We start from the raw sequence: 26,419 nt of genomic DNA, 5'->3' as shown, positions 1-26,419 counted from the left end.
GGCACGGCCGTGGCCTCCGGCCTGCCGTTGGACCTTCGCGCCGATATCGAAGGCGATACCGATCTGTTTGCCTATGCGCAGCGCCTGCAGCTGCAGGCCGCCAACGGCAACGCCGAGGCCGGATGGATGGTCAGCCGCGTGTACGACTACTGCGCCATGTACGCCATGGACCCGGGTGGCTACCAGCTCGACAACGACGTGTTGACCGGGCTGGGCATGAAAGCGTCCGTGTCGATGGTGACCGCGCGCGAGCGTGTTTCGCGCCGCTGCGCCGGCTTCGTCAGCAGCGACAATCTGGGCCGGTCCTTGATCCTGACCCAGCGCATGCAGGCCGCCAAGGCCGGCAACCTGGCGGCCGAGGCCTCGCTGTTCGCCGAAGGTCATCCACTGGAAACCGCACCGGCCTATCGTCGCGGGCTGGTCGAGCGGGTAATGGACTCGCGGGATCCGGAAGCCTTCATGGCACTGGCGCCGGGCATGGGCCAGCGCGCCAGCGGCGACAGTGCGATGAGCGGCATGGTGGCCGGCGATCAGTTCAGCGAACTGGCCTGGCGGCTGGCGGCCTGCGAGCTGGGCATGGCCTGCGGGCCCGACAGTGTGCTGATGAATAATTTCTGCGCGAACGGAGGGATCTGTTCGCAGGACGGTGGGCAGGACTTTGCCACTTTTGTGTATGACGCCGCGGTATCGCGGCAAGGTGCGGGGAAAATGAACGTGTTGGTCGAAGAGCTGGTCAAGCAGAGGAATGGGCGATGAATTACCGTCGAATCCTGCACGGTGCGAAATTCTGGTTCTGGGTGGCGTTGTTTGTCGCGTACTCGGCCGGGGCAGTGGGTCTGGTGATGATCGACACCTACGACGATCGTTACCGAAGCCTGTCCAAAGTGCAGTTGACCTCGGTCAAGGCCGATGCCGAAGTGCGTCGTGCCGGTGCCAGTCAGGTCGCTGCGGTGTATCGCGCGCAGAGTGGCATGCCGTTCGCTTCGCTGCCCACCGGCAGTACCTTCCAGGTGGTGTGGCCCGATGGCTCCACCGAGACGATGGTGATCATGGATCCGACGTCCTCGCTGGGCGTGGAGCCGGTGAAGAACTCGCAGGTCACCGCTGCGGATACCGCCAAGCCGTAAGCGCGCGCCTGTAGCGCTACGCCATGCGTGGCGGCGGTATGCCGGCGACATGTCACGCGTACGCCAACCACGGGTTGGCCCTGTCGCGTTTGTGTCCTCTGGCAGCGCGGTTCGCGCAAACAAAAAGGCGGGGAGATCCCCGCCTTTCTGCTGTCCGGCATACCGCGCAGAGCAAGCGATCAGGTCAACGCGATCGACTTGTTCTTGCGCTCGGCCAAGCGCTTTTCCAGGTAGTGGATGTTCTGTCCACCGGCCTGGAAGCCCTTGTCGCGCATGATGCGCTGCTGCAGCGCGACGTTGGTCTTGATGCCGTCTACAACCAGCTCGCTCAGTGCCACGCGCATGCGCGCGATCGCGGTCTCGCGATCCGGGCCGTGCACGATCAGCTTGCCGATCATCGAGTCATAGTTCGGCGGCACGCGGTAACCACTGTAGATGTGGGTATCCACACGCACACCGGGGCCACCCGGCGGATGGAACGCGGTGATCTGGCCCGGGCTCGGCACGAAGGTTTCAGCGTCTTCGGCGTTGATGCGGCACTCGATCGCGTGGCCGGTCAGCACCACGTCGCTCTGCTTGATGGTCAGCTTCTGGCCGGCGGCAATGCGCAGCTGCTCGCAGACCAGGTCGATGCCGGTCACCATCTCCGTCACCGGATGTTCCACCTGCACGCGGGTGTTCATTTCGATGAAGTAAAAGCGGCCGTCTTCGAACAGGAACTCGAAGGTACCTGCGCCGCGGTAGCCGATGCGGATGCAGGCTTCCACGCACACCTTGCCGATCTCATCGCGCAGCTCGGCGGTGATGCCCGGTGCCGGCGCTTCTTCCACCACTTTCTGGTGGCGGCGCTGCATGGAGCAGTCGCGTTCACCGAGGTGGATGGCATTGCCCTGGCCATCGGCAAGCACCTGGATTTCCACGTGACGCGGATTCTCCAGGAACTTCTCCATGTAGACCTGATCGTTGCTGAAAGCGGCCTTGGCTTCGGACTTGGTGGTCTCGATCGCCGCCTTCAACGAGGCTTCGGCATGCACCACGCGCATGCCACGGCCGCCACCGCCACCGGAGGCCTTGATGATGACCGGGTAGCCGATCTCACGGGCGATCTTGGTGTTGGCCACGATGTCGTCGGTCAGCGGACCGCCCGAGCCGGGCACGCACGGCACGCCGGCGGCCTTCATCGCGCGGATCGCTTCCACCTTGTCGCCCATCAGGCGGATGGTGTCGGCCTTGGGGCCGATGAAGATGAAACCGGATTCTTCCACGCGCTCGGCGAAGTCGGCGTTCTCCGACAGGAAGCCGTAGCCCGGGTGGATGGCCTGGGCGTCGGTGACTTCCGCCGCGGCGATCAGGGCCGGGATGTTGAGGTAGCTCTCCGAGGACGGTGCCGGACCGATGCAGACCGACTCGTCGGCCATGGCCACGTGCTTGAGGTTGCGGTCGACCGTGGAATGCACAGCCACCGTGCGGATGCCCAGGGTATGGCACGCGCGCAGGATGCGCAGCGCGATCTCCCCTCGGTTGGCAATAACGACTTTGTCGAGCATGGACTAATCCTTAGCCGATCACGAACAGCGGCTGGTCGAATTCGACCGGCTGGCCGTTTTCGCCCAGGATGGCGACGATGGTGCCGGAGACATCGGCTTCGATCGGGTTGAACATCTTCATCGCTTCGATGATCGCCAGCGTTTCACCGGCCTTGACCGCCTGGCCGACCGACACGAAGGCCGGCTTGTCCGGCGAGGACGACGAATAGAAGGTGCCGACCATCGGTGCGCGCAGCACGTGGCCATCGGGCAGGGCATTGCCGGCCTTGGCGGTGCCACCGGTGGAGGCTTCGGTCGGCGACTGCATCGGCATTGCCGGGGCAGCGGCCTGGGCCGGTGCCGGGGCCATCATCATCTGCGGCTGGGCCTGGACCATGCCGTAGCCGGAGACGGGCGCGCGCGACAGACGCACGGATTCTTCGCCTTCCTTGATTTCGATTTCGGCGAGGTTCGACTCTTCCAGCAGGTCGATCAGTTTCTTGATTTTGCGGAGATCCATAGGGGCCTCTTTAGCTCGTGGTGTCAGTGTGGTGGGAAGCGCGATGCGCTCGGGTCAAAGCAATTCGTAGAAATCGCGCAGCTGCCGCGTACGGTCGCGCGCGAGGGTGGTGAGGCAGCGCATCTGCGCGCCATTGCGCGAGGTGCCATCGGCGTTGAAGGCGTAGACCGCATCGCAATCGTGATCGCGCAGCTGCATCCACGCGCGCTGGGCCAGGATCAGCTGCTTTTCCGCATCGGCGCAGTGCGTGCAGGCGCCTTCGGCCGCCTGGCTGCGCAACTGCAGGCGCGCCTGGGCGTAGACCGCGTTCAATTCGGTATCGGCCTCGCTGGCCACATCCGAGGCGCACAGATCCGATTCCATGGTGCCGCTCGGCTGCGCGCAGTCGATGCCTTCCGCGCTGCGATCCGCGGCGATGGCGGCGCCACACAGGCAGCCCCACAGCGCGACGCTGGCCAGGACACGCGGCAGCGTCATCACGCGGAGGTGGCCGCCAGCCGGGTCAGCGCCGCATCCATCGCATAGCGATAGCTGTCCGCCCCGAACCCACAGATCACCCCGACCGCCTTGTCGCTGAAATAGCTGTGCTGGCGGAAGGGCTCGCGTGCATGCGGGTTGGACAGATGGATCTCGATGAAGGGCAGGTCCACCGCGGCCAGCGCATCGCGCAGGGCTACCGATGTATGGGTGAACGCGGCCGGGTTGATCAGGATGAAGGCGGTGCCGTCATCGCGGGCGGCCTGCACCCGATCCACCAGCACGTGCTCGGCATTGGACTGCAGGTTCTCCAGGGCATGGCCGGCGGCCTGCGCCTGGGCCAGCAGGGCCTGGTCGATCTGCGCCAGCGTGGTGTGCCCATAGACCCCCGGCTCGCGCGTGCCGAGCAGGTTGAGGTTGGGGCCATGCAGGACCAGCAGTTTCGCCATGGGTGCCGAACAACAGGAAAGGGCGGAGTCTGGCGGAACTGGTGGATCGTGTCCAGTTCGACGAAGTTACGCGTGTTTCAAGCGTATGTTTGAAAATTGAGCGGGACCGTTGTGGTAGCACGGTGTCCGCAGCTGTGCGCTGCCTCGGGCGCCGCTGCGGAGACACGTGGGACTGGTCAGCCACGCATTCCCCCAGACAGCATCGGAACGACGCTACAGGTTCAGGCAACGTGGCCGATATCTCCGCATGGCGCGCAAAGCGCGTGCCTGATCGGCCGGTGGGATGGCCGGCTCGGCGACCCCTGTGTAGTTCGTGGCGGTCACGGGTGGAACAGAGATTGCAGGGCGTGACCTGCCTGGAAGGAACCGGGCAGCGGCAGGGGAAGGATCACAACTGTCCAGGCGGGCAGTCGATCTTGGGGTACTCCCGGGGCGGTTGTGCTGTTTTCGGCCTTTCCGCGGAAAGGCACTACAAGGCAACAAGGGGTGTCGTGTGTCGTTGATCGTGTCTGCCTGCCGGGCCGCTGGTGTGTGTCCCAAATCCCAACAGCGTCGCACGCTGCGTCGCCTCACCCTGTTCGCCGCAGCGTTCTGCGGCCTTGCTGCAACCGCGCCTGCGATGGCGGCGCTGTCCAGTGGCTGCCAGGCCATCCAGAACTACTGGGGGAATGGCATTACGGTCAGCGGCGGTCTTGACGATTATCAAGCGGGCTATCAGGTCGCCGAAGGCGAGCGAATTCACTACGTCGTTACGTCGTCTGGCAGCGCGAATTCGAGCGCTGGATCCAGTGGAGGGGGAGGCGGGTTCACCATCTGGGAGGACGTCAACACAACCGACGTAGGTGAGCAGTACGCGGCCCAAGGCAACGAGCTGAATCTCAACAACACGCATGTCGTACCTGGAGACTTCCCCAACTATTCGGTGTACCTGTGGTCGGGCACGGGCGGTGGAACGTTCACTGCAAAAGTGACCTGCCAGGCCCCTGCACCCCCGACGATCAGCGACGCACGCATCAGCATCAGTGGCGGGACAGGTACCGGCGGCGCATACAAGATCGGCGATACCCTCACCGCGACGTGGAACAACAGCGCGAGCGGCGACAACAATGCCGGCGTGAGCGCGGTGACCGTCGACTTCAGCCAGTTCGGGGGTGGTTCGGCCATCGTAGCCATCAACAGCGCCGGAATCTGGACGGCGACGTACACCCTCACGGCCGGTTTCATCGACACCGCCAGCCGCAACGTCAGCGTGACCGCGACCAATGGCGGTGGCAGCACCACCCGTGCCGACACCACCAATGCCACGGTGGACACCATCGCCCCGACGTTGACCAATGCAAACATCAACATCAGCGGTGCGTCGGGAAGTGGTGGCGCCTACAAACTCGGCGACACCGTCACTGCCGTCTGGAACAACACGGCGGGCGGGGATAACAACAGCGATACGATCAGCGCAGTCAGCGTGAACTTCAGCCAGTTCGGTGGCGGCGCCGCTGTCACCGCGGTCAACAGCAGCGGGGCCTGGACGGCAACCTATACGATCGTCGGTGGCGCCATCAATGGTGTCAGCAACCGCAACGTCACCTTGACCGCGACGGACAATGCCGGCAACACCACCACCACGGCCGATACCAGCAACGCGACGGTCGACAATCGCATTGCTTCGGTCAACAGCATCGCGCCGATGGGATCCCCCGCCGCAAGCGACGCGGCGATGGCATTCACGGTGACCTTCGATGAGACGGTATCGAATGTGTCCACAGACGATTTCACACTCGTCGGCACGGGCAGTGCCAGCGGCAGTATCGTGAGTGTGTCGGCGAGTTCCGGGACATCGGTCAACGTCAACGTTGGCAGCATCGCGGGTTCGGGGACGCTCAAGGTCAATTTCAATGGCGCGACGGACATTGCCGATGCCGCGGGCAACACGGGTGTTGCGCCTTACCTGTCGGGTGTGACCCACACCGTGGCGATGCCTGCCGCTCCCGGCGCGCCGGTCATCGGCGCAGCAACGCCTGGCGATGCCCAGGTATCCGTGGCATTCATCGCGCCGGCCGATAATGGCGGCTCGGTGATCACCGGCTATCTGGTGACCGCGAGCCCTGGCGGTGCCACCGCAGGTGGCAACGGATTCACCACGTCACCCATCGTGGTCACAGGCCTCACCAACGGCACCGCCTATACGTTCGACGTGAAGGCAATCAACGCAACCGGCACTGGCGCAGCCTCCGGCGCGAGCAGCGCTGTGACCCCGAAGGGCAACCAGTCCATCACGTTCGGCAATCCGGGCACTCAGACCATGGGCTCGTCGCCAGCGCTCTCGGCGACGGCAACCTCGGGACTCGTTCCTGTGTTCAGTTCGTCCACTGGCGGGGTGTGCACCATCAGCTCGGGTGGCACGCTGACCTTCGTCAGTGCCGGCGTGTGCACGATCGACGCCGATCAGGCGGGTAGTCCCGCATGGAATGCGGCTACCACGGTGACGCAGACCTTCACCGTCAATGCGGTGGTGCCAGGTGCGCCGACCATCGGCACGGCCACCGCCGGCAACACCCAGGCCACGGTCACGTTCGCGTCACCGTCCTTTACGGGTGGCAGCGCCATCACCGTGTACACGGTGACAGCCAGCCCGGGCGGGGTCACTGCGACCGGCGCCGGTTCACCAGTCACCGTGACCGGCTTGACCAACGGCGTGGCGTACACCTTCACCATCACCGCGAGCAACGCAGCGGGAACAGGTGACGCATCGGCGGCGTCCAACAGTGTGATGCCTGCATCGCCGCAGACCATCACCTTCAACAACCCCGGCACGCAGAACTTCGGCACCACGCCGACGCTGACCGCTACCTCCAGCGCTGGTGCCGGCTATACGGTCAGCTTCGGATCCGCCACCTCCGGAGTGTGTACGATCACGTCCGGCGGCGCGCTGACGTTCCTTTCCGCAGGCACCTGCACCATCAACGCCAACCAGGGCGGCGATGGCAGCTACCTGGCCGCACCCCAGGCAAGTCAGTCATTCACTGTCGCTCCGGTGGCGCCGGGCGCCCCTCCCGCTCCGTCGGCCACTGCCGGTGATACCCAGGTCAGCATCGCGTTCGTGCCGCCTGTGTTCACCGGCGGCGCCAGCATCACCGGCTACACGGTCACCGTCAGTCCGGCCGACGTCGCCCCTGTGAATGGAGCGAGCTCGCCAATGGTGGTTACCGGGTTGACCAACGGGGTCGCGTATACCTTTACGGTCACGGCAGACAATGCCGCCGGCGCGGGTCCGGCCTCGACGGCGTCCAGCGCGGTAACCCCCAAGGCCGCGCAGCTCATCACGTTCAACAGCCCGGGAACGCAGAACTTCGGCACAACGCCGACCTTGACCGCCACGGCGGATTCCGGACTGACCCCGACGTTCACTTCGTCCACGACCGGGGTGTGCACGATCACTACCGGCGGCATGCTGACCTTCGTGGGTGCAGGTACCTGCACCCTGCATGCCGACCAGGCCGGCAATGGCAGCTATCTGCCGGCGGCCCAGGTCACCCGAACGTTTACGGTCAATGCAGTTGTCCCCTCCGCGCCGGACATCGGCACCGCGACGGTCATCGGCGCCGGTCAGGTAAGCGTGACATTCACCGCACCCGGCAACACTGGAGGCGCGCCGGTAAGTGGATACACCGCCACGGCGATGCCTGGCGGTGCCACCGTCGCGGGGAGCGGCTCGCCGCTGAGCTTCAATGGCCTGACGCCGGGTGTCACTTACACCTTCACGGTGACCGCCACCAACAGCGCCGGTACGGGTTCGGCTTCAGCGGCCTCCAATGCAGTCACGCCGGCCCCGGCCCTGGTTGCCGGTCCTGCCACGGCCACCGTCGCTTACGGTGCGGCGGCAACCACGATCACGCTGCCGATCACAGGTTCACCGACCGCTGTAGCGGTGGTGAGCGCCCCCAGCCATGGCACGGCGACGGTCAACGGCATGGCTATCGAGTACGTGCCTGCCGTGGGCTATGCAGGTCCGGACAGCTTCACCTACCGCGCCAGCGATGCCTACACCACCTCCGCAGCGGCTGCGGTAGATATCACGGTGTCCGCACCGACGCTGTCGCTGGATCCTGCTTCGCTGGCGTCGACCACGGCCAGCAATGCCTACCGTCACGTTCTGTCGGCCAGCGGCGGTACCGGTCCCTACGTTTATGCGGTCTCCGGTGGCGCGTTGCCGGCCGGCGTGCAGTTGTCGCCTGGCGGCGAACTGTCCGGTACCCCCAACGAAGCAGGCTCCTTCAGCTTCACGGTGTTGGTGACTGACAGCAGCACCGGCACGGGGCCGTTCACCACGAGCCGCAGCTACACCCTCGTGGTGGATGCGCCGAGCCTGGTGCTTGACCAGCCGCAGCTACCGCCCGCCGATGGCGGGCAGGACTATCGCCAGCGCCTGACCGCCAGTGGCGGGACAGCGCCCTACCGCTTTGCGCTGCGGTCCGGCAGCTTGCCGCCAGGGCTGCTGCTCGCCGCATCCGGGGACATCTCCGGTGAAGCTACGTCCGCCGGTACCTTCGATTTCGACGTGGAGGTGACCGACGCCAATGGCTTCAGCGGTCAGCGGAGTTACCGGTTCGTGGTGGCGGCGGCCGTACAGGCCATCACCGGCTTCACCGCAACACCGGCCGATCCCGTCTACAGCGTGGGCGGCAGCTTCCGTGTCGCCGCCACCGGCGGTGACTCCGGCAATCCCATTGTGTTTGCCAGCACAACCCCTTCGGTGTGCGCTGTGCAGAGCGACACGGTGACGATGGTATCGGCCGGTCGCTGCGTGCTGACCGCCAATCAGGCCGGCGACACACTGCGTGCCGCCGCAACCCAGCTGCAGCTGGAGGTGAACATCAGCATGGCCACCCCGGTGATCACCTGGCAGGACGATCTGAGCAAGGTGTATGGCGAATCGGACTTTGAGCTTGCCCTGCCGCAGAGCACCAGCCCCGGCGCGTTCACCTTCAGCAGCTCCAACATGGCCGTCGCCACGGTCAATGGCCGCAGGGTGACCGTGGTGGGTGAGGGCAGTACGGTGCTGACCGCTGCACAGGCGGCAAGCGGCAGTTACGCAGCAGCGTCGATCGAGCTCCGGCTGGTCGTGGCGGCGCGCCCTGATCCGACCGCCGATGCGCAGGTTGTCGGCACCTTGCAGGCGCAGGCCGATGCCAGCATCCGCTTTGCCCAGGTGCAGCAGGGCAACATCCGCGACCGCCTGCGCCAGGTGCGGGTCGGCAGCAATGCCTCCAGCTTCAACGTCGCCCTGGCGTACGCAGGCGGCCTTGGTGTGCCGGGTATCTCGGTACCGCTGAACAGAGCGGCCGACAGCATGGTCAACGGTCTTCCGCGCCTGCCCGAGGGCTGGGGTGCGTGGGCAGCCGGTACGGCGACCTTCGGCAGGTACGGGCGCGGCAGCGGTGGATTCGACTTCAACACCGGCGGGATCACGGTTGGTGCGGATCGGGCCATCGGCGAGAACGTGCTGCTGGGACTTGCAGGCAGCTGGGGGCGACAGGACACCGACTTCAACAATAGCCCGTCAAGCACCGATGCGGACCAGCGCTCGCTGGCCGTCTACGGCCTGTGGCGCGCGGGCCAGCACGTGTTCTTCGACGGCATGCTGGCCAGCGGCCGGCTGGATTTCGATGTGAATCGCTGGAATGAGGTGGGCGGCGCGGCGGCGCACGGCTCGCGCAAGGGCGACCAGTGGTTCGGCTCACTTACCTTTGGTTACGAGCACCGCAGTGCCCGCGGCACCACGCTGACCAGCTATGGCCGCTACGATGGGCACCGCGCGGGACTGGATGGCTATCGCGAGCATGGTCTGGATGCATTCGATCTGGCCTACGGTCGTCAGGACATCGACAACAGCAGTGTCGCGCTGGGCATCGAGGGCAACCATGCCTTCCAGGGCGAGCGCGTCAGCTGGCGTCCGCATTGGAACGTGGAGTATCGCAAGGCGCTGGAGAACCGCAGCGAAGCCACGATGAACTATGTGCAGCGCCCGAACGCGAGCGATTACGTCCTGGCGATGCGCAGCTACAACGACGATGCCTTGTCGATCGGTGCTGGCGTGGATCTGCAGCTGGACAGCGGCTGGATGTTCTCGCTGCTGCTCGGTCACGAGCAGGGTCGCAACAGTCTGCGCAGCAACAGCGTCGGCGTGCAGGTGCGGTTTGGCGGGCAAGGCGGCAGCGGAGTGTCGCAGGTGGATGCCGATGGCAGGGGGGCGCGTGAGTGCGCGCAGCAGCGTCATCGCGACGTCGCCTCGCGTTGTGGCGATCCACTGGCTGGGGTGCGCGGCGAGCGTTGATGCTTCGGGCGCTTCATCGCTTCCGGTCCACACCCGGAAGCGATGGGCGTCAGGTTCGCGCATTCCAGCTCAGGGCTTGATCTGGCCGGTCCAGGACTTGCTCATGATCTTCCACTGGCCATCGGTCTTGAGCAGGACCACGTAGTCCACGCCATCCCAGCCGGGGTAATCCAGCATCACGCGGACGGCCGCCAGGTTGGTGGCCATGTCCACGATTTCATAGCGGCGCTTGCGCTGGGCCTCGTTGGCCGCCGGCGTGCCGTTGAAGCCTTCGGCGAACTGTTCCCCGGTCCGCATCTGCAGCGCGCTGCCACGGGCTTCGGAGTAGCCGATCATCACGCCGTCTGGCCGGAAGACGTCCTTGGCCAACGTGTTGTCGGCAGTGATGTAGGCGCGCATGAAGGTCTGCATGACCTTGTCCACCGCCTCACGATCGGTGCTCTGCGCCATGGCCGAGGTGGGGAGCAGCAGGAACAGGCTGGCGGCAAGGCCAACGGATCGAATCGATACTTTCATGGTGTTTCCTCAGGGGTGTGGTGTGTGGGAGATCAGGGTTGAGCGGCTGCCTGGTTGGACGCCTGCACGGTGTGGATGCGAAGCGCCTCGACCACGGCCTGCGCCACCGGCGTGGCAGAGGCGTAGTTCTGCCCGGTCACCAGCCGGCCATCGACTTCGACATGCGGGTCATCGCTTTCCACCGTGCGGAATGCACCGCCGCGTGACACGACGGTCTGGCGGATCAGGAACGGGAACTGGTTGAAGTACGGCGCATCCTGGCGTTCGTGCTCTTCCGGGTAGCCGCTGATGCGTTTGCCCGAGACGAGGTACTGGCCACCGGCAAGCTGGAGATTCACGATGCCGGCGGTCCCGTGGCAGACGGCCGAGATCACCCCGCCGTTGCCCTCGTAGACCTGCATCGCAATGCGCTGCAGCGCCACGTTCTCGGCGACCCCGTACATGGCATTGCTGCCGCCCACGTAGTAAACCGCCCGGTACTGCCTGGGATCGATCTGTGCCGGGGTGACGGTGCCGCGCAGCCCGCGCATGATCCGGGCATCGTCCAGACGGTGCGCCACGTCTTCGCTGACGTAGTCATCCAGAATCGGTACGGCGCCGCCGTCGGGCGACACGAAGTCCACCGCATAGCCGGCGGCATGGAAGACATCCCAGGCATGCACCACCTCGCCAAAGCTGACGCTGGCCGGGAGCGTGGAGGTCCCATGCACCTTGGCGCTGGCGATGATGAACAGGATGCGGTCCTGCTGGCCGCCGGCGGGCTGTCCCATGGCCGTGGGAACCGTGGTCCGCGGCGCAGCGTCGGTGGTGCAGGTACCGCCCAGCCAGACGCTGAGCAGGAGCAATACGAAGGTGGCGATGGTACGTAACGTCTGCATGGCGCTGACTCGCAGGAAGGAGCCAGCACCCTATCCAATCGCTTTCAAATCAATGTATTGCAGCGTCTTTCCGGAGTGCGGGAATCGATTCTAGGAGTGTGTGGCGGCCGTGCGGTAGGCCGCCGGGGTCACGCCCTCGCACTTCTTGAACGCGCTGTAGAAGGTCGACATGGACTGGAAGCCCGCTTCCTGCGCCACGATATCCAGCGGCTTGGGAGGCTGCTGTTGCAGGATCGCCTTGGCTTCGATCACCCGCAGCTGGGTGAGGTACTGCTTGAACGAGGTCTGGTTGTTGTCGTTGAGCAGCTGCGACAGCCGGGTCTGGGGCATGCCAAGCCGACGGGCGAGGCGGGGCAGGGTCAGCGCAGGGTCCAGATGCAACCGCTCGCGCGCCATCAGCTCGGCCAGGGCCTGCAGTTGAACGGCGGCGTCGGACTCGGGGATCCGCCGGTCCTGATAGGGCTCGATCGTTGCCCGCCCCGCGCGCAGGCGGAGCCCGACCAGAACGCTTACCGCGAGAACGAACGTGAAGGACAGCGCGCCGACGATATAGGACGTGTATCCCGCCGTGTAGTACGCGATCCAGATGATCCAGATGCCCGCCAGCGCGCCGAGCAGCAGCGGGGCGGAGGGCGAGGACAGCAGCCGGGCGCGGTGGCGATACACCTGCACGGTGGTGAGCAGCAGATAGCCCAGCCAGGCATGGTTGATGCCCGGCGTGATGACGTACCGCCACAGTTCGATGTTGCGGGTGTAGGGCAGCAGGACATTCACCGCCACGGCAAGCACCAGCAGCGCGGCGAGGTGCCACCGGCCGTTCGTATCGGTCCCCGCAGCGTCGCGTTGGCTGGAGCGCACCAGAAAGTAGAGGCAGGGGCCGATCAGGAAACAGGCGGTCAGCCCGAGCTGGAGAACGACCAGCGGAATATCCGGCCAGAAGTGGAAGGCCACGGATTTTCCCGTTCGCACACCCACCATCAGGATCAGCAGTGAGAGCCAGCGCTGCGTGGGCTCGCCCTTGGCGCGCCACCACAATACCGAGGCCGCGACGATGCCATTGAAGGCGCCCAGCATGGCGAAGAAGAAGAGAAAGTGTTGGCTGAGCATTGGCGCAGTATTGAGAAAATACGCGGCCCGTCAAGCGGGTCCCTTTTACCCCCGTGTATTCTCTGCGCATGGATGACACTCATTTTCTGGCGCGGCGGCGCCTGCTGTTGGCCGCGCTTGCGGGCGCCTCATTGTTGCCCTCGTGCGCGCGCGGCAATGCCGTGGCGGGGGCGGTGGCCGTGCCGACGCTGGAGTCCGGGCGGGCGGGGATGGCGCCGTATCTGTTCCTGACCGTCACCAGCGCCACACGCAGCGTGGAGGAACTCGCGCACCTGGTGCAGTCCACGCTGCTGCCGGCGTTGGCACCAGCAGACATCCTGCACGCGTATGGCCCGGTGGCCGGCGCGATACAGCTGTGGATGGCGCTGGAGCCTCACATGCTGGACCACTACGGTGTGAGCGTGGATGCCGCGCTGTCCCTGCTGGCCGGCGCCGTGGATGGCACCGTAGGCCCGGTGCCGGGCCGCAACACACTCGATGCGTGGGCGATCCAGCGCACCCACACCCGGGCCGAGGTGAACGCCAACGACATCACGCTGTCGCTGCCAGGCGAGAGCCACGCGCCGCTGTTTGCATTGGGCAGCTCGCACTACGCGCTGGCGCCCCCGCCGTGGTCGAGCCAGGCCTGTTACTCCATCATGCTCGAGCCACGACGTCGCGTGGTCGGACTGTTCGAGCGGCACTGCCAGGCACTGCTCGACGCTGCGACCGACGTCATTCCCGATCTGCAGATCCAGATGGGACGACTGGGGGATCTCATGAAGGCCGTGCCTACGCTGTACGTGAGCGTGAAAGATGAAGACTCATGACGCCGGCGACTTGCGTTGGCCGCTCCATGATTTGCTCACGATCATCCACTTGCCATCGATGTTCAGCAGGGCAAGGTAGTCTTCGCCATCCCAACCAGGGTAGTCCAGCGTCAGCTTCACCTGCGCAGCGTGTGGGGTGACGTCCAGGATCCGGTAACTGCGTTTGCGCTGCGCCTCATCCGCGGCCGGCTCGCCAGTGAAGCCTTTGGCCCATTCTTCCGTGGTCTGGGTGACCATGCGGCCAGCGGCGGGGGAGTAGCCCACCACCACGCCATCTTTCCTGAGCACTTCCAATATCAGCGCCGGGTCACCTGCCTCGAAGCCACGCAGCATCTTCTGCATGACCTGGTCTACGGCGTCATGGCCGCTGGTCTGTGCCAGAACGGTGGTGGGGGAGAACAGCAGCGCGGCGGAGAAGAGGGCGCAGAGCAGTGACCGTTTCATGGTGGGACCCAGGTAGGCAGGAGCCAGCAGGCTGCCTGATCCCTGTCGGATCAAGGGCGTGCACTACGTTCCAGGACTCCGGGATTCGATTTCCGGAGTCGATCCGTCAGCGGACGCAACCGACGGAACGGGAGCCAGACACGCTCAAGCGCGCAAAGCGATAGTGCTGCTGTCCTGCAAGGCCGGCGTTGCGCCAGTTTTCCCTCCCGTGGCTTGCTCAGCTACGTCAACGCACTGTCCATGGCTCAACCCGCTACAGCGTGCTGGAGTCCACCACTTGGCGACCGGCCTGGGTCAGGTCGATGTCGCCATCTTCTGCCTGCGCGGCGTAGCCGGCTTTGACGGCCCAGTTGGCGGCTTCATCGCTGACCGGACGCGTGGCGTTGATGTCGCGCAGGATCTGCCGCTGTTCGTCGGTCAGGTGCGTTGCCGCGCTCGTACCGGTGCCGCCGCTCATGGCGCGCGGGCCTCGACGCTGACCACGCCCTGGGCCAGCCGCGCCCGCTTGGCGCGCCGATGGTTCACCCACCACACCAGCCCCGGCAGGCCGTACAGCAATGCACCGGCGAGCAGAAAGATCTTGAAGGCGGCATTCATGGCGGTCTCTCTCCGTGCGGTATGGCGTTGGTGCGTCGTGATCGGCCCAAGGTGCGGTGGCGCGCACCGGATCCTGCAGCGGCCCCGGCCGCGACCCCAGCGCTAGTTCAGCGCAATCGCCGTGAAGGCGCTGTCCCTTCCTTCACTGTCGCACGTTCAGCGGGTGTGATCCCGGTGTTGCTGCAATCCGCCCGTTCAAGACGACGCATGCCACCGCCCAGCGAGGGATACCCCGAGCCGCCCGGCGCTCGTCGCCTGATCGTCATCACTTCGTCGTCTGGCGCCCTTACAACGGGAGCCACTGGCGACGCCAGGGGCGCTCAGTGAGATCGGCCCTCAAGTTCAGCGCGATCCCGCCGATACCGGTGCGTCCTTCCGCCTGGAGTGCGTGATGTCGGTCGTCCCCCGTCGCCTGTCGTTGTTCGTCGCCCGTCTGGGCGATCGGTTCCGCTTCCGTCTCGCCCAGCCGACCCGGCTGGCCGCGCTCGGCCGCCTCAGCGTGGCAGAGAAACTCAGGGCCAGCCTGCTGATCTGCGGCCTGGGCCTGTTTGCGGTCGCCGTCGTCTACGGCTGGACGCGCCATGATACCGAGCGCGCAGCCGAAACCTTCGCCGCGCACCAGCAGGAGGCCGCACTGGCGGCCACGCTGGCGACCGAGATCGCCGATGCGCGGCGCCTGCAGACACGGTATGCCAGCACCTTCGATGACAGCGATCGCGAGGCGTTGCAGGCCGCGCAGCAGCGCCTGCAGGCGACCCTGGGCCAGCTGCAGCGTGATCCCCACGATGCCGGTAGTGCCGGGGCGCTGCGCGAGCTGGCTGCCCGCGCGGGTGACTTCGCCGAGGGCATCAGCGCATTGAATGCCCGGGTGGATGAGATGGGGCGCGGCGATGCCGGCCTGCGCGCACAGCTGGAGGCAGCGGCTGCCACACTGGAGGCCAGCGTCGAGGCCAGCGCGCGCCCGGTGGTGATCGCCCAGCTGCAGAAGATGCGGCGCGAGGAAAGCCTGCTGCTGCTCACCGGTGATGCGGCGCATACCGATCGCGCCAGCGAACAGAAGCTGCCGTTCGATCTGTCCCTGGCCGAGGCGCGCCTGGATGCAGAAACGCAGGAAGCGCTGCGAACGCAGATGGACGACTACCAAGGCGCGCTGCTGGCCTACACCGCCGCCCGCATCGGGCTGGATGTCGAGGCGCAGTCACTGGCCGAGACCGCGGCCCAGATCGGGCCCGGGCTGCAGGCGCTGCAACAGGCGCAGACGCGGGCCTTGGCGGCGGCACGCGAGCGACAGGCCGCGCGGGCCAGCACCATGGGGGTCGTATTCGCATTTACCCTGCTGCTGGTGGCAGTGGTGCTGATCGCCACGCTGCTGCTGGTGCTGCGCGCGGTCCGTCAACCGATCAGCGATACGCTGCGCTTTGCCGAGGACATCGCCGATGACCGGCTCGACACCGTGCTGACCATCCACAATCCGCACGATGAGATCGGCCAGCTGGCCGCGCGCCTGCGCCACATGCAGCAACGGCTGCGCGAGCGGATCGAGGCCGAGCGCGCCGTCGCGCGCGACAACACCCGCGCCCGCCAGGCGTTGGACAGTGCGCAGACCGGCGTGATGGTGCTCGACGGCGAGGGGCGGATCGGCTTCCTCAACCAGGCGCTGCTCACCGAACTGCAGCTCACGCACACGGAATGGAGCGGCCAACCGGCGGCCGCCCTGCATCCGGCCTTCGCCAGCCTGCTGCCGACGCTGCAGCGCGGCCAGCGTGCCAGCCGGGAGATCGAGCACGCAGGCGTCCGCTACCAACTGGTGATCACCCCGATCGTGGAGCACGACCAGCTGCTGGGGGCGGCGGTGGAGTGGCGCAGCCGCGCGCTGGAAACCACCGTGGAGAACGAGGTGGCCGCGCTTGTCGATGCGGCCGCGCGGGGCGAACTGCACGGGCGGATCGCGGTCGAGGACAAGCAGGGCTTCGTGAAAACGCTCGCGCTCAGCATCAACCACCTGCTCGACACCTTCCAGAACAACCTGTCCGGAGTGCAGGGGCTGCTCTCGGCGTTGTCGCAGGGCGATCTGCGCGTACGCATGCAGGGCGATTTCCACGGTGTGTTCGCGCGCCTGCGTGACGATGCCAATGCCACGGTGATGCAGCTGACCGACATCGTCGCGCGCATCCAGCAGGCCTCGCTGGCGATCAACCATGCCGCCGGCGAGATCGTCGCCGGCAACCACGATCTCTCCGATCGCACCGAGCGGCAGGCGGCGCATCTGGAAGAAACCGCCTCCTCGATGGAGGAGCTCGCGGCCACGGTACGGCAGAATGCGGACTCGGCGCAGCAGGCCAACCAGCTGGCGATCCGCGCGGCCGAGGTCGCGGCACGGGGTGGGGAATCGGTAGCGCAGGTGGTGACCACCATGGCCGACATCGCACTGTCGTCGCGCCGGATCGGGGAGATCACCGGCGTCATCGACGGGATCGCGTTCCAGACCAACATCCTGGCGCTCAATGCCGCTGTCGAAGCCGCGCGCGCAGGCGAGCAGGGGCGCAGCTTCGCGGTGGTGGCCAGCGAAGTGCGCCTGCTGGCACAGCGCAGTGCTGACGCCGCGCGCCAGATCAAGCAGCTGATCGAAGCCTCGGTGGAGAAGGTCGACGTCGGCACGCGCCAGGTAGATGACGCGGGCGCGACCATGGGCGAGATCGTCGGCAGCGTACAGCGGGTGACATCGATCATGGCGAGCATCTCCGCGGCCTCGCAGCAGCAGACGGCGGGTATCGAGCAGGTGAGCCAGACATTGCTGCAGATGGATGGCAGCACCCAGCAGAATGCGGCGCTGGTGGAGGAAGCGTCGGCCTCGGCGCGCGCACTGGATCGCCAGGCCTCCCTGCTGGGCGAGGCGGTGGATGCCTTCGTCGTCACTCCGCCGGCGGCGGCGCGCGTGCGGGCCATGGCCTGACCCGCGCGTCAACGTCGCGCTCACCGGTCTTCACCGGCAATGAGCCGGCGCTGTGATTCGCTATTGTTCATCTATGAACAAATCCACGCGCCGGCCGTCGCCCACTACTGCCCCGGATACCTTCGTGCGCGTCCGGGGCGCACGCGAACACAACCTCAAGAACGTGGATGTCGATATCCCACGCGATGCGCTGGTGGTGTTCTCCGGCATCTCCGGCTCGGGAAAATCCTCGCTGGCGTTCGGCACGCTGTATGCCGAGGCGCAACGGCGCTACCTGGAGTCATTGTCCCCCTATGCGCGTCGGCTGATCGACCAGGTCGGCGTGCCGGACGTGGATGCGATCGAAGGCCTGCCGCCGGCCGTGGCCTTGCAGCAGCAGCGCGGCACCGCCAGCGTGCGTTCCAGCGTCGGCAGCGTGACCACGCTGTCCAGCCTGCTGCGGATGTTGTACTCGCGCGCTGGTACGTATCCGGCCAGACAGCCGATGCTGTATGCCGAGGATTTCTCACCGAATACACCGCAGGGCGCTTGCCCGAACTGCCATGGGCTGGGCTACGTGTATGAAGTGACGGAACAATCGATGGTGCCTGATCCCTCGCTGAGCATCCGCGAGCGCGCCATCGCCGCGTGGCCGCCGGCATGGCACGGGCAGAACCAACGCGACATCCTGGTCACGCTCGGCTACGACGTGGACATTCCCTGGCGCGATCTGCCCAAGAAGCAGCGCGACTGGATCCTGTTCACCGAGGAACAACCGGTGGTGCCGGTCTACGCCGGCTTTACCCCGGCCGAAACCCGCGCCGCGCTCCGGCGCAAGGAAGAGCCCAGTTACATGGGGACCTTCAGCGGTGCGCGCCGCTATGTGCTGCACACCTTTGCGACCACGCAGAGCGCGATGATGAAGAAGCGGGTGGCGCGCTACATGATCGGCGCCGAATGTCCGGTCTGCGATGGCCGCCGGTTGAAGCGCGAAGCGCTGTCGGTGACGTTTGCCGGCATGGATATCGGCACGTTGTCGCGGCTGCCGCTCAGTGCCATGGCGCAGGCGTTGCGTCCGGCGGCGGAGGGGCATTTCGAGGTAGCGGCCGCCACCGCCACACGCAGCCGCAGCGCCGGCCGCCAGGCCCCGGCCAAGCGCGTGGCCGCCGGTGGCAACGCGCATGCGGGCGGCAGCGATGTGCGCCGCACGCCGGATCTGTCGGAGGAGAAACGCATCGCGGCCCAGCGCATCGCGCACGATCTGGTCGAACGGATCGGCACGCTGCAGTCGCTGGGCCTGGGCTATCTGTCGATGGACCGCGCGACCCCGACGCTGTCACCGGGCGAACTGCAGCGCCTGCGCCTGGCGACGCAGATCCGTTCCAGCCTGTTCGGCGTGGTGTACGTGCTTGATGAGCCCACCGCCGGCCTGCATCCGGCCGATGGCGAGGCCCTGTACGACGCACTGGCCCAGCTCAAGGCCGGCGGCAACACGCTGTTCGTGGTGGAGCATGATCTGGAGATGCTGCGCCGCGCGGACTGGCTGGTGGATGTCGGCCCGGGTGCGGGTCAGCACGGCGGCCAGGTGCTCTACAGCGGTCCGCCCGACGGCCTGCGCACGATCAACGCCTCGCTTACTGCGCCCTATCTTTTCCAGGACACCACAGGCCCGCGCCGCACGCCGCGCGCGCCGTCCGGCTGGCTGGCGCTGCAGGGTATCCATCGCAACAACCTGCATGGCGTGGACGCGCGCTTTCCGCTCGGCGCGTTCACGGCGGTGACCGGTGTCTCCGGCTCGGGCAAGTCGAGTCTGGTCAGCCAGGCGCTGGTCGAACTGGTCGGCGAGCACCTGGGGCAGGAGCCGGTGATCGAAGAGACCGACAGCGACCTGCCGCAGCCCAGCCGCATCGAACGCACTCGTGGCCGGTTGAACGGGGCCAAGGCGATCAAGCGTCTGATCAACGTCGATCAGAAGCCGATCGGGCGGACGCCGCGCTCCAACCTGGCCACCTACACCGGCCTGTTCGATCATGTGCGCCGGCTGTTTGCCGGCACCCGCTCGGCCAAGGCGCGCCGCTACAGCGTGGGCCGTTTCTCCTTCAATGTCGCCGCCGGCCGTTGCGAGACCTGCGAAGGCGAGGGCTTCGTCCACGTCGAACTGTTGTTCATGCCGAGCGTCTACGCGCCATGCCCCACCTGCCATGGGCAGCGCTACAACGCCAAGACGCTGGAGGTGCAGTGGAACGGCCGCAACATCGCGCAGGTGCTGGCGATGACGGTGGAGGAAGCGTTGGCGTTCTTTGCCAACGAGCCGCCGGTGCAGCGGCCGCTGCAACTGCTGCGGGATATCGGCCTGGGCTATCTGCGCCTGGGCCAGCCGGCCACGGAACTGTCCGGTGGTGAGGCGCAGCGGATCAAGCTGGCGACAGAGCTGCAGCGCAGCCAGCACGGCAACAGCCTGTATGTGCTGGACGAGCCGACCACCGGCCTGCATCCGGCCGATGTGGACAAGCTGATGACGCAGCTGCACGGCCTGGTCGACGCCGGCAACACGGTGGTGGTGGTCGAGCACGACCTGCGCGTGGTGGCCGACGCGGACTGGGTGATCGATGTGGGGCCGGGCGCGGGTGAGGAGGGCGGCAGGATCGTGGCCGAAGGCACGCCGGCCCAGGTCAGTCGCGCCAGGCAGGGCGCTACCGCGCGCTATCTGCGCCGCTGGTTTCCCTGAGCGGCGCAGCGTTGCTCAGTACACGTCGCGGCGGTAGCGCCCGTCGTTGAGCAGGGCGTCCACGGTATCGTTGCCGAGCACCTCGCGCAGCACGGCATCGACACCTTCGGCCATGCCGTGCAACGAGCCGCACACGTAGAGGCTGCCGCCCAGGTCCACCCACGCACGTAGTGCCTCCGGTGCGGCGCGCAGGCGGTCCTGCACATAGCCGCCGCCGTCCGGATCGCGCGAGAACGCCAGGTCCACGCGGCTGAGGTGACCCTGTGCCCGCCACGCCTCGATCTCCTCGCGGTACAGGAAATCGTGCGCGCGGGTGCGTTCGCCGAACACCAGCCAATGCCCGCGATCGCCCTGCGCGGCGGCTTCACGCAGCAGGCTGCGCAGGCCCGCGATGCCGGTGCCGTTGCCGATCAGCAGCATCGGGGCGTGCTCGGGATGGCGATGGAAGCCGCTGTTGCGACGCACGCGGGCATGAATGTTGTCTGCCTCGCTGGCATGCACGCACAACCAGCCCGAGCCCAGTCCGTGGCGGCCATCGGGCAGATCGGTCAGGCGGATCACCAACTGCACGGCACCATCGCCGGGCACCGAGGCGATCGAGTATTCGCGATGCGGCAGCGCAGGCAGTCGTGCCAGCCAGCGGGCAGCATCGGGTGCTGCAGCGGTGTCCACCGCCTCGGCTGTCTCAGGCAGCACACGCGCGGCAGCCGCCTCGACCAATACCGTGATGCGCCCATCGACCGTCACCGGCGCCTGCGGATCCAGACCGTTGCGAGCCAGCACCGACAGCACATGCGCACGCGCGTGGCGCGGCGCCATCTCCAGGATGTCGCCGGCCTGCCAGTGGGCGTGCGCCGGCGGCTGCAGTGACACCTGCCAGATCGCCCCGGCGGCGCTGCCCGGATTGAGCTGCGCGCGCGCATCCAGCGCCCAGGGGTACAGTTCAACCGGTGCCGGCAGCGGGGTGTGATCCGCAACCCCGGTCAGCACAGCCAGCTGCTGCTGCCAGGACGCCAGTGGCACGGTATCGGTGCGGTCCAGCTCGATGCTGGCGAACAGTCGCTGCGCGCCCTGCGCCACCAGCCAGCTGTCCACCTGCCGCGAGAAACCGCAGAAGCGTGTGTACTCGCGGTCGCCGAGCCCAAGCACGGCGTACGCCAGGCCCTGCAGCGAGGTGGACTGCGCCAATACCCGTCGCTCGAACGCACGCGCCGCATCCGGCGCTTCGCCATCGCCGAACGTGCTGATGACGAACAAGGCCTTCGCCGTATCCGCGAGCAACGCCGCATCCACCTGCGCGAGCGGCCGGACGTGCACCGGCAGGCCAGCCGCCTGCAACTGCGCCGCCGTGCGCCAGGCCAGCTGTTCGGCAAAACCACTCTGGCTGGCAAACGCCACCAGCCACGGCTGCCCGGTGCCGATGGCCGCCGCGAGAGGCAGGCGTGAGGCACGCACCTCGCGCTTCTTGCGTCGGCGGTCCAGATACAGCATCCAGCCGGTGATGAAGAACACCAGCATGCCCAGGCTGGACACCATCACGATGATCCGCCCCGGCAGCCCGAAGAAGCTGCCCGAGTGCAGCGCGAACACACTGACGATGATCTTGCCGCCGGCGTTCTTGCTGCGGTAAGGCTCGTAGGCGAGCAGGGCACCTGTGGACGGATCGAGCTGGAGGATGTCCTGCGCGCGGTCGTGCGCGGTGTTGCTTCCCTGCACGCGGCCGGTCAGCGCACGGCCCGGCTTGGCCGGTAAGCGCAGGTCGATGTAACCGCGTCGCACGCCCTCCAACCCGTACAGGGTGGCCTGCACCTTGCCCAGGTCCAGTGGGCCGCCGCTGGTGCGCGGCTGGTTCTGCTCGGCCGCGGGGCCGCCCAGCAATGCAGTTGCGCCCTTGCGGTACCAGTCGAACGACCACCACAGCCCGGTCAGCGCGATCATCAGGTAGACCAGCAGCACCCAGGTGCCGACCACCGAGTGCAGGCTCCACAGGAAACTGCGGCCGCTGCGCGACCACTCCACGGCCAGCCAGGTGCGCCAGTGCCACCAGCGTCGCGGCCAGCGCAGGTACAGCCCTGACAGACAGAAGAACACCAGCGCGATCGCGCAGCTGCCGGTGATCAGGCTGCCGCGCTCACCGCTGACCAGGTGGCGATGCAGGTCTTCGACGAAGGCGAAGACGTCCAGCCCCTTCAGCTCGGTCAGCACGGTACCCGTGTACGGATCGAAGTAGCGCCAGTTCGCCTGGCCGCCTTCGAAACGCGCCACCGACAGGCGCTGCCCGGTGGCATCCACGCGCAGCCGCTGCAACGGCTGTGGCATGTCCTTCTGCAACCGCGGCAACAGCTCGGTGAGCGCCAGGGGCTGCTCGCCGGCCGCATGGCGTTGCACGACCTGCGCAAGCGCAGGATTGGCCGCGCGCATGATCTCGTCTTCGAAGGCCAGCGTGGCTCCGCTCAGGCCCATCACCGCCAGCACGGTGCCGGCAGTGATGCCCAGCAGCCAGTGCAGCTGGAAAACAACGGTTTTCAACATGCGGGCGGTTCCGGCGGCAAGGCGAAGCGCGCCCGGCGGTGGATGAGAATGGATCTCGTCATTGTTGGGGGCAGGCCTGAGGCGGTCAATAGCTCAAGGCGGGCCAGCGCAGCATCTCGATCAAACCGTCACCGATCCCACCGGCGTCAGTGCCGTGCCCAGGCCTCGATCTCACCGGCCGCAAACGGCCCCAGCTTCTGTTTCACGATGCGCCCCTGCGCATCGACCAGCACTGAATACGGCAGCAGGCCCTGTGCATTGCCCAGACGCACGCTGGCGTCGGCAGGGCCAGGCGTATCGAGCACGATCGGGTAGGCGACCGGGATGCGGGTCAGGAAATCGCGCACGCCCTCGGGCGTATCCAGCGCCAGCCCGAGCACCTGCACGCCGGTAGCGCCCTGTGCATCGGCAAACGCGGTCAGCGCGGGCATTTCCTCCACGCACGGCCCGCACCAGCTGGCCCAGACGTTGATCAGCAGCGGACGCCCGTGGAAGCTGGCCAGGTGCTGCGGTTCCCCTTGGAGGTCCGGCAGGGTGATCGCCGGCATCGGATCACCCGGTTGGGCCGCGACCACCACCGGCCGTGGCGGTGGCGGCGTATTGGCCGGGCGCTCGTCATGCCCGGCGAACCACATGCCCGCGCCGATCCCGAGCACGGCCGCGATCACGACCACCACGACCGTCCGCCGTGGTGGCCGCGGGCTCATCGCGCGGTCCGCAGCAGCGCTTCTTCCACCAGCGCCTGGGTCAGTACCGTCGGCAGCACGGTCGGCGGTGCGCCCGGGCCATAGACCACATACAGGGGCACACCGACTGCCTTGTGCTCATCCAGGAACGCGGTGATCTGCGGGTCGACATTGGTGTAGTCGCCGCGCATGTAGACCGCGTTGGTCCGGCGCAACGTGTCCTGGAACGCGTTGGTGCCCAGCACGGCGCGTTCGTTGGCCTTGCAGGTCACGCACCAGTCGGCGGTCATGTTGACGAACACGACGCGGTTGTCCTGGCGCAGCCGGTCCAGCATCTGCGGCGAGTACTCCACCACGTTGTCGCTGGCCGCCTGTGCGGCCTTGGCCGGCGGCGCCATGCGGGTCACGCCCCAGATCGGGTACAGCGCGCCAAGGACCAACAGCAGGGCCAACAGGCCGCCCACACGCTGACTGCGCCAGCGGCTGCGCTCAAACCACCACAGCGCCAGCGACAGGATCACCAGGCCACCCAGCACCAGCGCCATCGCATCCACGCCGCGCTGCTTGCCCAGTACCCACAGCAGCCAGATCGCGGTGCCGTACATCGGGAAGGCCAGCACCAGCTTGAGCGTTTCCATCCACGCGCCGGGGCGCGGCAGGCGGCGGGCCAGCGACGGCACGAAACCGATCAGCAGGAACGGCAGGGCTAGGCCCAGGCCGAGCGCCAGGAACACCAGCATCGCCTGCAGGCCGGGGGCAGCGAAGGCATAGGCCAGGGCCGGGCCCATGAACGGGGCCACGCACGGGCTGGCCACCACACAGGCGAGCACGCCGGTGAAGAAATCGCCGACCGGGCCGCTGCGCGAGGCCAACGACTGGCCGACACCGCCCATGCTGCCGCCCAGGGTGAACACACCCGACAGGCTCAGGCCGACGGCGAACATCAGATACACCAACGCGGCAATGAACCACGGGTGCTGCAGCTGGAAGCCCCAGCCCGCGGCCTGGCCCGCCGCACGCAGCGCGATCACCAATGCACCGATGGCGGCGAAGGCGACCAGCACGCCGGCGGTGTACCAGAGCGCATGGCTGCGCGCGCGCTGACGGCTCTCGCCGCTCTGCGCCACGCCCAGCACCTTCAGCGACAGGATCGGCAGCACGCAGGGCATCAGATTGAGGATCAGGCCACCGGCCACGGCGAACAGCAGCAGCACCAGCAGGTTACCCGGTGCGGCGGCCGGGGCGACCGGCGGCGGGGTGCGCTGCGCGTTGTCGGCGCTGGCATCCGGGGTGGCGGCGGTGTCGCCCGGCGCGGCCAGCGCGGGTTCGTTCGGGCGGATCAGCATCGGCTGGCTGCCGGTGCCGGCATCACCGCGGGCCTGTGCGCGTTTGTCGCGATTTGGCAGCGGCGCGATGACCTCGGTCTTCTGCGCGACATCATCGGCCTTGGCGTTGATCGTGCCGGCCGGCAGCGCCAGCTGCACCCGGCGCGTCATCGGCGGGTAACAGATGCCATCGGTCTGGCAGCCCTGGAAGGTGATCACCAGGGTGGCGTCGGTCGCACCGGTGGCGCTGCGGCGCAGCGGCAGCGGCACATCGATCTGGTCGAAATACACCGCCACGTCGCCGAAGTGCTCATCGCGGTGCGATTTGGCGGCCGGCCACTTGGGCTTGTCCGCGCGGATGCCCGGCGCGCCTTCCAGTGCCAGCGAGGTACGGTCGCGATACAGGTAGTAGCCCGGCGCCGGCGTGAAACGCAGCAGCACGGTATTGCCATCACCGACGATCGCATCGAAGCCGAAGGCGCGCTCGGACGGCAGCGGCAGCGCCTGGGTGGTGCTGGTGCCGGGCAGGCGCAGGCCACTGCCGGTGTTGCCAGCCAACGGGTTGTTGAACGGGGAAGCGGCAGCGCTGGTGGCGGCGGGGACGGTGCCAGCGCCGCTGCCACCGGCCGGCAGCTTCACCTGCAGCGTGCGCTTCTGCGGCGGGTAGCACACGCCGGCATCGGCGCAGCCCTGGTAACGCACTTCCAGCGTCACGGTGTCGGTGCCGTCGGCGGCCTTGCCCGGCAGTACGCCGGTCAGGCGTTCGCGGTAGGTCTCCACCTCGCCGAAGAAATCATCGTGGTGCTTCTTGCCGGCGGGCAGCTGCAGCGCCTCGGCGTCGAAGCCGGCTTCGGCCTTGACCGTGGTGCGGTGGCGATACAGGTAATAGCCCGGGGCGATCTTCCAGCTGATCTCCACGCGGTCGCGGTCACGCGCCTGCGCCGTGAGCCCGAAGGCCTCATCGACCGGGAGCAGATCTTTTTCGCTGACGGCCCAGGCCGGCAGGGAGACCACGAGCAACGCGCACAGCGCGGCAACACGACGAAACAGCGTCATCAATCACTTTCCTCACGGGTCTGCGCCCGAATCCAATCCAGGTACGCCGGTAGGCCGGCGCGGGTTTCGACCGCGATGCACTCAGGGAGTTCATACGGATGCAGGGCCTGCACGCGCGCGATCGCGGCGTCCAGGCGGCTGCCGGTGGTCTTGATCAGCAACTGGACCTCGTGGTCCTCGGTGACCTCGCCCTGCCAGCGGTAGGTCGAATGCGCCCCGTCCAGGCGCGTCACGCAGGCCGCCAGGCGTTCGTCCACCAGCGCATGTGCCAGCCGCGTGGCGCAGGCCACGTCGGGGCAGGTGGTGAACAGCAGGAAGACGGGATCGGCAATCGACATGACCGCCGAGTATAGGACCGCCAGAGGCCAATGGTCCGACC

General features: G+C 67.1%; 20 protein-coding genes. 6 read left to right on the top strand and 14 right to left on the bottom strand.

Annotated features, from left to right (window positions below):
* Nucleotides 1-756 (top strand): hypothetical protein (locus tag ACE026_RS10210; RefSeq protein WP_486038911.1); only part of this gene is annotated, 756 nt, incomplete at its 5' end.
* Entirely contained in the window at nucleotides 753-1,127 is a 375-nt protein-coding gene (locus tag ACE026_RS10205) for a hypothetical protein (RefSeq protein WP_346490664.1), read from the top strand. The genes ACE026_RS10210 and ACE026_RS10205, both read left to right, overlap by 4 nt.
* Nucleotides 1,128-1,306: 179 nt before the next feature.
* Here the strand turns inward: ACE026_RS10205 and accC are convergent, their stop codons facing one another.
* Genes accC through aroQ form a run of 4 tightly spaced genes read right to left on the bottom strand, consistent with a single transcriptional unit; the run spans nucleotide 1,307 to nucleotide 4,099 of the window.
* A complete protein-coding gene (gene accC, locus ACE026_RS10200; protein ID WP_313211321.1) occupies nucleotides 1,307-2,674 on the bottom strand; it encodes an acetyl-CoA carboxylase biotin carboxylase subunit in 1,368 nt (455 codons plus the stop codon).
* A gap of 10 nt (nucleotides 2,675-2,684) precedes the next feature.
* The gene (accB, locus tag ACE026_RS10195; RefSeq protein ID WP_121040377.1) at nucleotides 2,685-3,173 is read right to left on the bottom strand and encodes an acetyl-CoA carboxylase biotin carboxyl carrier protein; all 489 of its coding nucleotides are present in this window, start codon (nucleotides 3,171-3,173) and stop codon (nucleotides 2,685-2,687) included.
* A 54-nt stretch (nucleotides 3,174-3,227) separates the two neighbouring features.
* Nucleotides 3,228-3,650: a lysozyme inhibitor LprI family protein gene (locus tag ACE026_RS10190; protein ID WP_486038910.1), complete on the bottom strand. Its 423-nt coding sequence runs from the start codon at nucleotides 3,648-3,650 to the stop codon at nucleotides 3,228-3,230.
* Complete coding sequence (gene aroQ, locus ACE026_RS10185; protein ID WP_421117056.1) at nucleotides 3,650-4,099, bottom strand: type II 3-dehydroquinate dehydratase; 450 nt, start codon at nucleotides 4,097-4,099, stop codon at nucleotides 3,650-3,652. Before aroQ ends, ACE026_RS10190 begins: the two co-directional genes overlap by 1 nt.
* 529 nt (nucleotides 4,100-4,628) lie before the next feature.
* Between aroQ and ACE026_RS10180 the strand changes: the two genes are divergently transcribed.
* Entirely contained in the window at nucleotides 4,629-10,430 is a 5,802-nt protein-coding gene (locus ACE026_RS10180) for an autotransporter domain-containing protein (RefSeq protein WP_486038909.1), read from the top strand.
* Nucleotides 10,431-10,499: 69 nt separating this feature from the next.
* Here ACE026_RS10180 and ACE026_RS10175 read toward each other — a convergent pair whose 3' ends face one another.
* From ACE026_RS10175 to ACE026_RS10165, 3 genes are all read right to left on the bottom strand, one after another.
* On the bottom strand, nucleotides 10,500-10,946 hold the full coding sequence (locus ACE026_RS10175; protein WP_486038908.1) for a nuclear transport factor 2 family protein: 447 nt from the start codon (nucleotides 10,944-10,946) through the stop codon (nucleotides 10,500-10,502).
* Between the two features lie 32 nt (nucleotides 10,947-10,978).
* Nucleotides 10,979-11,824: a type 1 glutamine amidotransferase domain-containing protein gene (locus tag ACE026_RS10170; RefSeq protein ID WP_486038907.1), complete on the bottom strand. Its 846-nt coding sequence runs from the start codon at nucleotides 11,822-11,824 to the stop codon at nucleotides 10,979-10,981.
* A gap of 90 nt (nucleotides 11,825-11,914) precedes the next feature.
* Nucleotides 11,915-12,898 carry an AraC family transcriptional regulator gene (locus ACE026_RS10165; RefSeq protein ID WP_486038906.1) on the bottom strand — a complete coding sequence of 328 codons (984 nt, stop codon included), beginning with the start codon at nucleotides 12,896-12,898 and terminating at the stop codon, nucleotides 11,915-11,917.
* A 101-nt stretch (nucleotides 12,899-12,999) separates the two neighbouring features.
* Here ACE026_RS10165 and ACE026_RS10160 point away from each other — a divergent pair, with 101 nt between their 5' ends.
* Nucleotides 13,000-13,740, top strand: a complete 741-nt coding sequence (locus ACE026_RS10160) for a hypothetical protein (RefSeq protein WP_486038905.1) — start codon at nucleotides 13,000-13,002, stop codon at nucleotides 13,738-13,740.
* Here ACE026_RS10160 and ACE026_RS10155 read toward each other — a convergent pair.
* The 3 genes from ACE026_RS10155 to ACE026_RS10145 all read right to left on the bottom strand — a co-directional run bounded on the left by ACE026_RS10155 (nucleotide 13,735) and on the right by ACE026_RS10145 (nucleotide 14,781).
* On the bottom strand, nucleotides 13,735-14,184 hold the full coding sequence (locus ACE026_RS10155) for a nuclear transport factor 2 family protein (protein WP_486038904.1): 450 nt from the start codon (nucleotides 14,182-14,184) through the stop codon (nucleotides 13,735-13,737). The two genes, ACE026_RS10160 and ACE026_RS10155, sit on opposite strands and share 6 nt — an antisense overlap.
* A 253-nt stretch (nucleotides 14,185-14,437) precedes the next feature.
* Nucleotides 14,438-14,641, bottom strand: a complete 204-nt coding sequence (locus ACE026_RS10150) for a hypothetical protein (RefSeq protein WP_486038903.1) — start codon at nucleotides 14,639-14,641, stop codon at nucleotides 14,438-14,440.
* Entirely contained in the window at nucleotides 14,638-14,781 is a 144-nt protein-coding gene (locus ACE026_RS10145; RefSeq protein WP_179459899.1) for a hypothetical protein, read from the bottom strand. Before ACE026_RS10145 ends, ACE026_RS10150 begins: the two co-directional genes overlap by 4 nt.
* Before the next feature lie 391 nt (nucleotides 14,782-15,172).
* On the opposite strand from ACE026_RS10145, the gene ACE026_RS10140 reads away from it, so the two are divergent.
* Nucleotides 15,173-17,734, top strand: coding sequence for a methyl-accepting chemotaxis protein (locus ACE026_RS10140; RefSeq protein WP_486038902.1), 2,562 nt, complete (start codon nucleotides 15,173-15,175; stop codon nucleotides 17,732-17,734).
* Nucleotides 17,735-17,807: 73 nt separating this feature from the next.
* On the top strand, nucleotides 17,808-20,441 hold the full coding sequence (locus ACE026_RS10135) for an excinuclease ABC subunit UvrA (RefSeq protein WP_486038901.1): 2,634 nt from the start codon (nucleotides 17,808-17,810) through the stop codon (nucleotides 20,439-20,441).
* 15 nt (nucleotides 20,442-20,456) lie between these two features.
* Here ACE026_RS10135 and ACE026_RS10130 read toward each other — a convergent pair whose 3' ends face one another.
* The 4 genes from ACE026_RS10130 to cutA all read right to left on the bottom strand — a co-directional run bounded on the left by ACE026_RS10130 (nucleotide 20,457) and on the right by cutA (nucleotide 26,378).
* The gene (locus tag ACE026_RS10130) at nucleotides 20,457-22,973 is read right to left on the bottom strand and encodes a PepSY domain-containing protein (protein ID WP_486038900.1); all 2,517 of its coding nucleotides are present in this window, start codon (nucleotides 22,971-22,973) and stop codon (nucleotides 20,457-20,459) included.
* A gap of 146 nt (nucleotides 22,974-23,119) precedes the next feature.
* Nucleotides 23,120-23,680, bottom strand: coding sequence for a TlpA family protein disulfide reductase (locus tag ACE026_RS10125; protein WP_486038899.1), 561 nt, complete (start codon nucleotides 23,678-23,680; stop codon nucleotides 23,120-23,122).
* Complete coding sequence (locus ACE026_RS10120; RefSeq protein WP_486038898.1) at nucleotides 23,677-26,040, bottom strand: protein-disulfide reductase DsbD family protein; 2,364 nt, start codon at nucleotides 26,038-26,040, stop codon at nucleotides 23,677-23,679. The genes ACE026_RS10125 and ACE026_RS10120 overlap by 4 nt, the downstream gene beginning before the upstream one ends.
* The gene (gene cutA, locus ACE026_RS10115; protein ID WP_019183549.1) at nucleotides 26,040-26,378 is read right to left on the bottom strand and encodes a divalent-cation tolerance protein CutA; all 339 of its coding nucleotides are present in this window, start codon (nucleotides 26,376-26,378) and stop codon (nucleotides 26,040-26,042) included. The genes ACE026_RS10120 and cutA overlap by 1 nt, the downstream gene beginning before the upstream one ends.
* Nucleotides 26,379-26,419 lie beyond the last annotated feature (41 nt).

Source organism: Stenotrophomonas sp. AGC87 (genome assembly GCF_057333975.1).
This window is presented reverse-complemented; position numbering and strand designations above follow the sequence as displayed.

Bases quoted from the DNA above. Each gene is read 5' to 3' on its own strand.
- ACE026_RS10170 (WP_486038907.1), bottom strand. From the start codon at position 11,824: ATGCAGACGTTACGTACCATCGCCACCTTCGTATTGCTCCTGCTCAGC.
- ACE026_RS10165 (WP_486038906.1), bottom strand. From the start codon at position 12,898: ATGCTGGGCGCCTTCAATGGCATCGTCGCGGCCTCGGTATTGTGGTGG.
- cutA (WP_019183549.1), bottom strand. From the start codon at position 26,378: ATGTCGATTGCCGATCCCGTCTTCCTGCTGTTCACCACCTGCCCCGAC.
- ACE026_RS10140 (WP_486038902.1), top strand. From the start codon at position 15,173: ATGTCGGTCGTCCCCCGTCGCCTGTCGTTGTTCGTCGCCCGTCTGGGC.
- ACE026_RS10145 (WP_179459899.1), bottom strand. From the start codon at position 14,781: ATGAATGCCGCCTTCAAGATCTTTCTGCTCGCCGGTGCATTGCTGTAC.
- accC (WP_313211321.1), bottom strand. From the start codon at position 2,674: ATGCTCGACAAAGTCGTTATTGCCAACCGAGGGGAGATCGCGCTGCGC.
- ACE026_RS10130 (WP_486038900.1), bottom strand. From the start codon at position 22,973: ATGTTGAAAACCGTTGTTTTCCAGCTGCACTGGCTGCTGGGCATCACT.
- aroQ (WP_421117056.1), bottom strand. From the start codon at position 4,099: ATGGCGAAACTGCTGGTCCTGCATGGCCCCAACCTCAACCTGCTCGGC.
- ACE026_RS10150 (WP_486038903.1), bottom strand. From the start codon at position 14,641: ATGAGCGGCGGCACCGGTACGAGCGCGGCAACGCACCTGACCGACGAA.
- ACE026_RS10135 (WP_486038901.1), top strand. From the start codon at position 17,808: ATGAACAAATCCACGCGCCGGCCGTCGCCCACTACTGCCCCGGATACC.
- ACE026_RS10125 (WP_486038899.1), bottom strand. From the start codon at position 23,680: ATGAGCCCGCGGCCACCACGGCGGACGGTCGTGGTGGTCGTGATCGCG.
- ACE026_RS10175 (WP_486038908.1), bottom strand. From the start codon at position 10,946: ATGAAAGTATCGATTCGATCCGTTGGCCTTGCCGCCAGCCTGTTCCTG.
- ACE026_RS10160 (WP_486038905.1), top strand. From the start codon at position 13,000: ATGGATGACACTCATTTTCTGGCGCGGCGGCGCCTGCTGTTGGCCGCG.
- accB (WP_121040377.1), bottom strand. From the start codon at position 3,173: ATGGATCTCCGCAAAATCAAGAAACTGATCGACCTGCTGGAAGAGTCG.
- ACE026_RS10205 (WP_346490664.1), top strand. From the start codon at position 753: ATGAATTACCGTCGAATCCTGCACGGTGCGAAATTCTGGTTCTGGGTG.
- ACE026_RS10155 (WP_486038904.1), bottom strand. From the start codon at position 14,184: ATGAAACGGTCACTGCTCTGCGCCCTCTTCTCCGCCGCGCTGCTGTTC.
- ACE026_RS10190 (WP_486038910.1), bottom strand. From the start codon at position 3,650: ATGACGCTGCCGCGTGTCCTGGCCAGCGTCGCGCTGTGGGGCTGCCTG.
- ACE026_RS10120 (WP_486038898.1), bottom strand. From the start codon at position 26,040: ATGACGCTGTTTCGTCGTGTTGCCGCGCTGTGCGCGTTGCTCGTGGTC.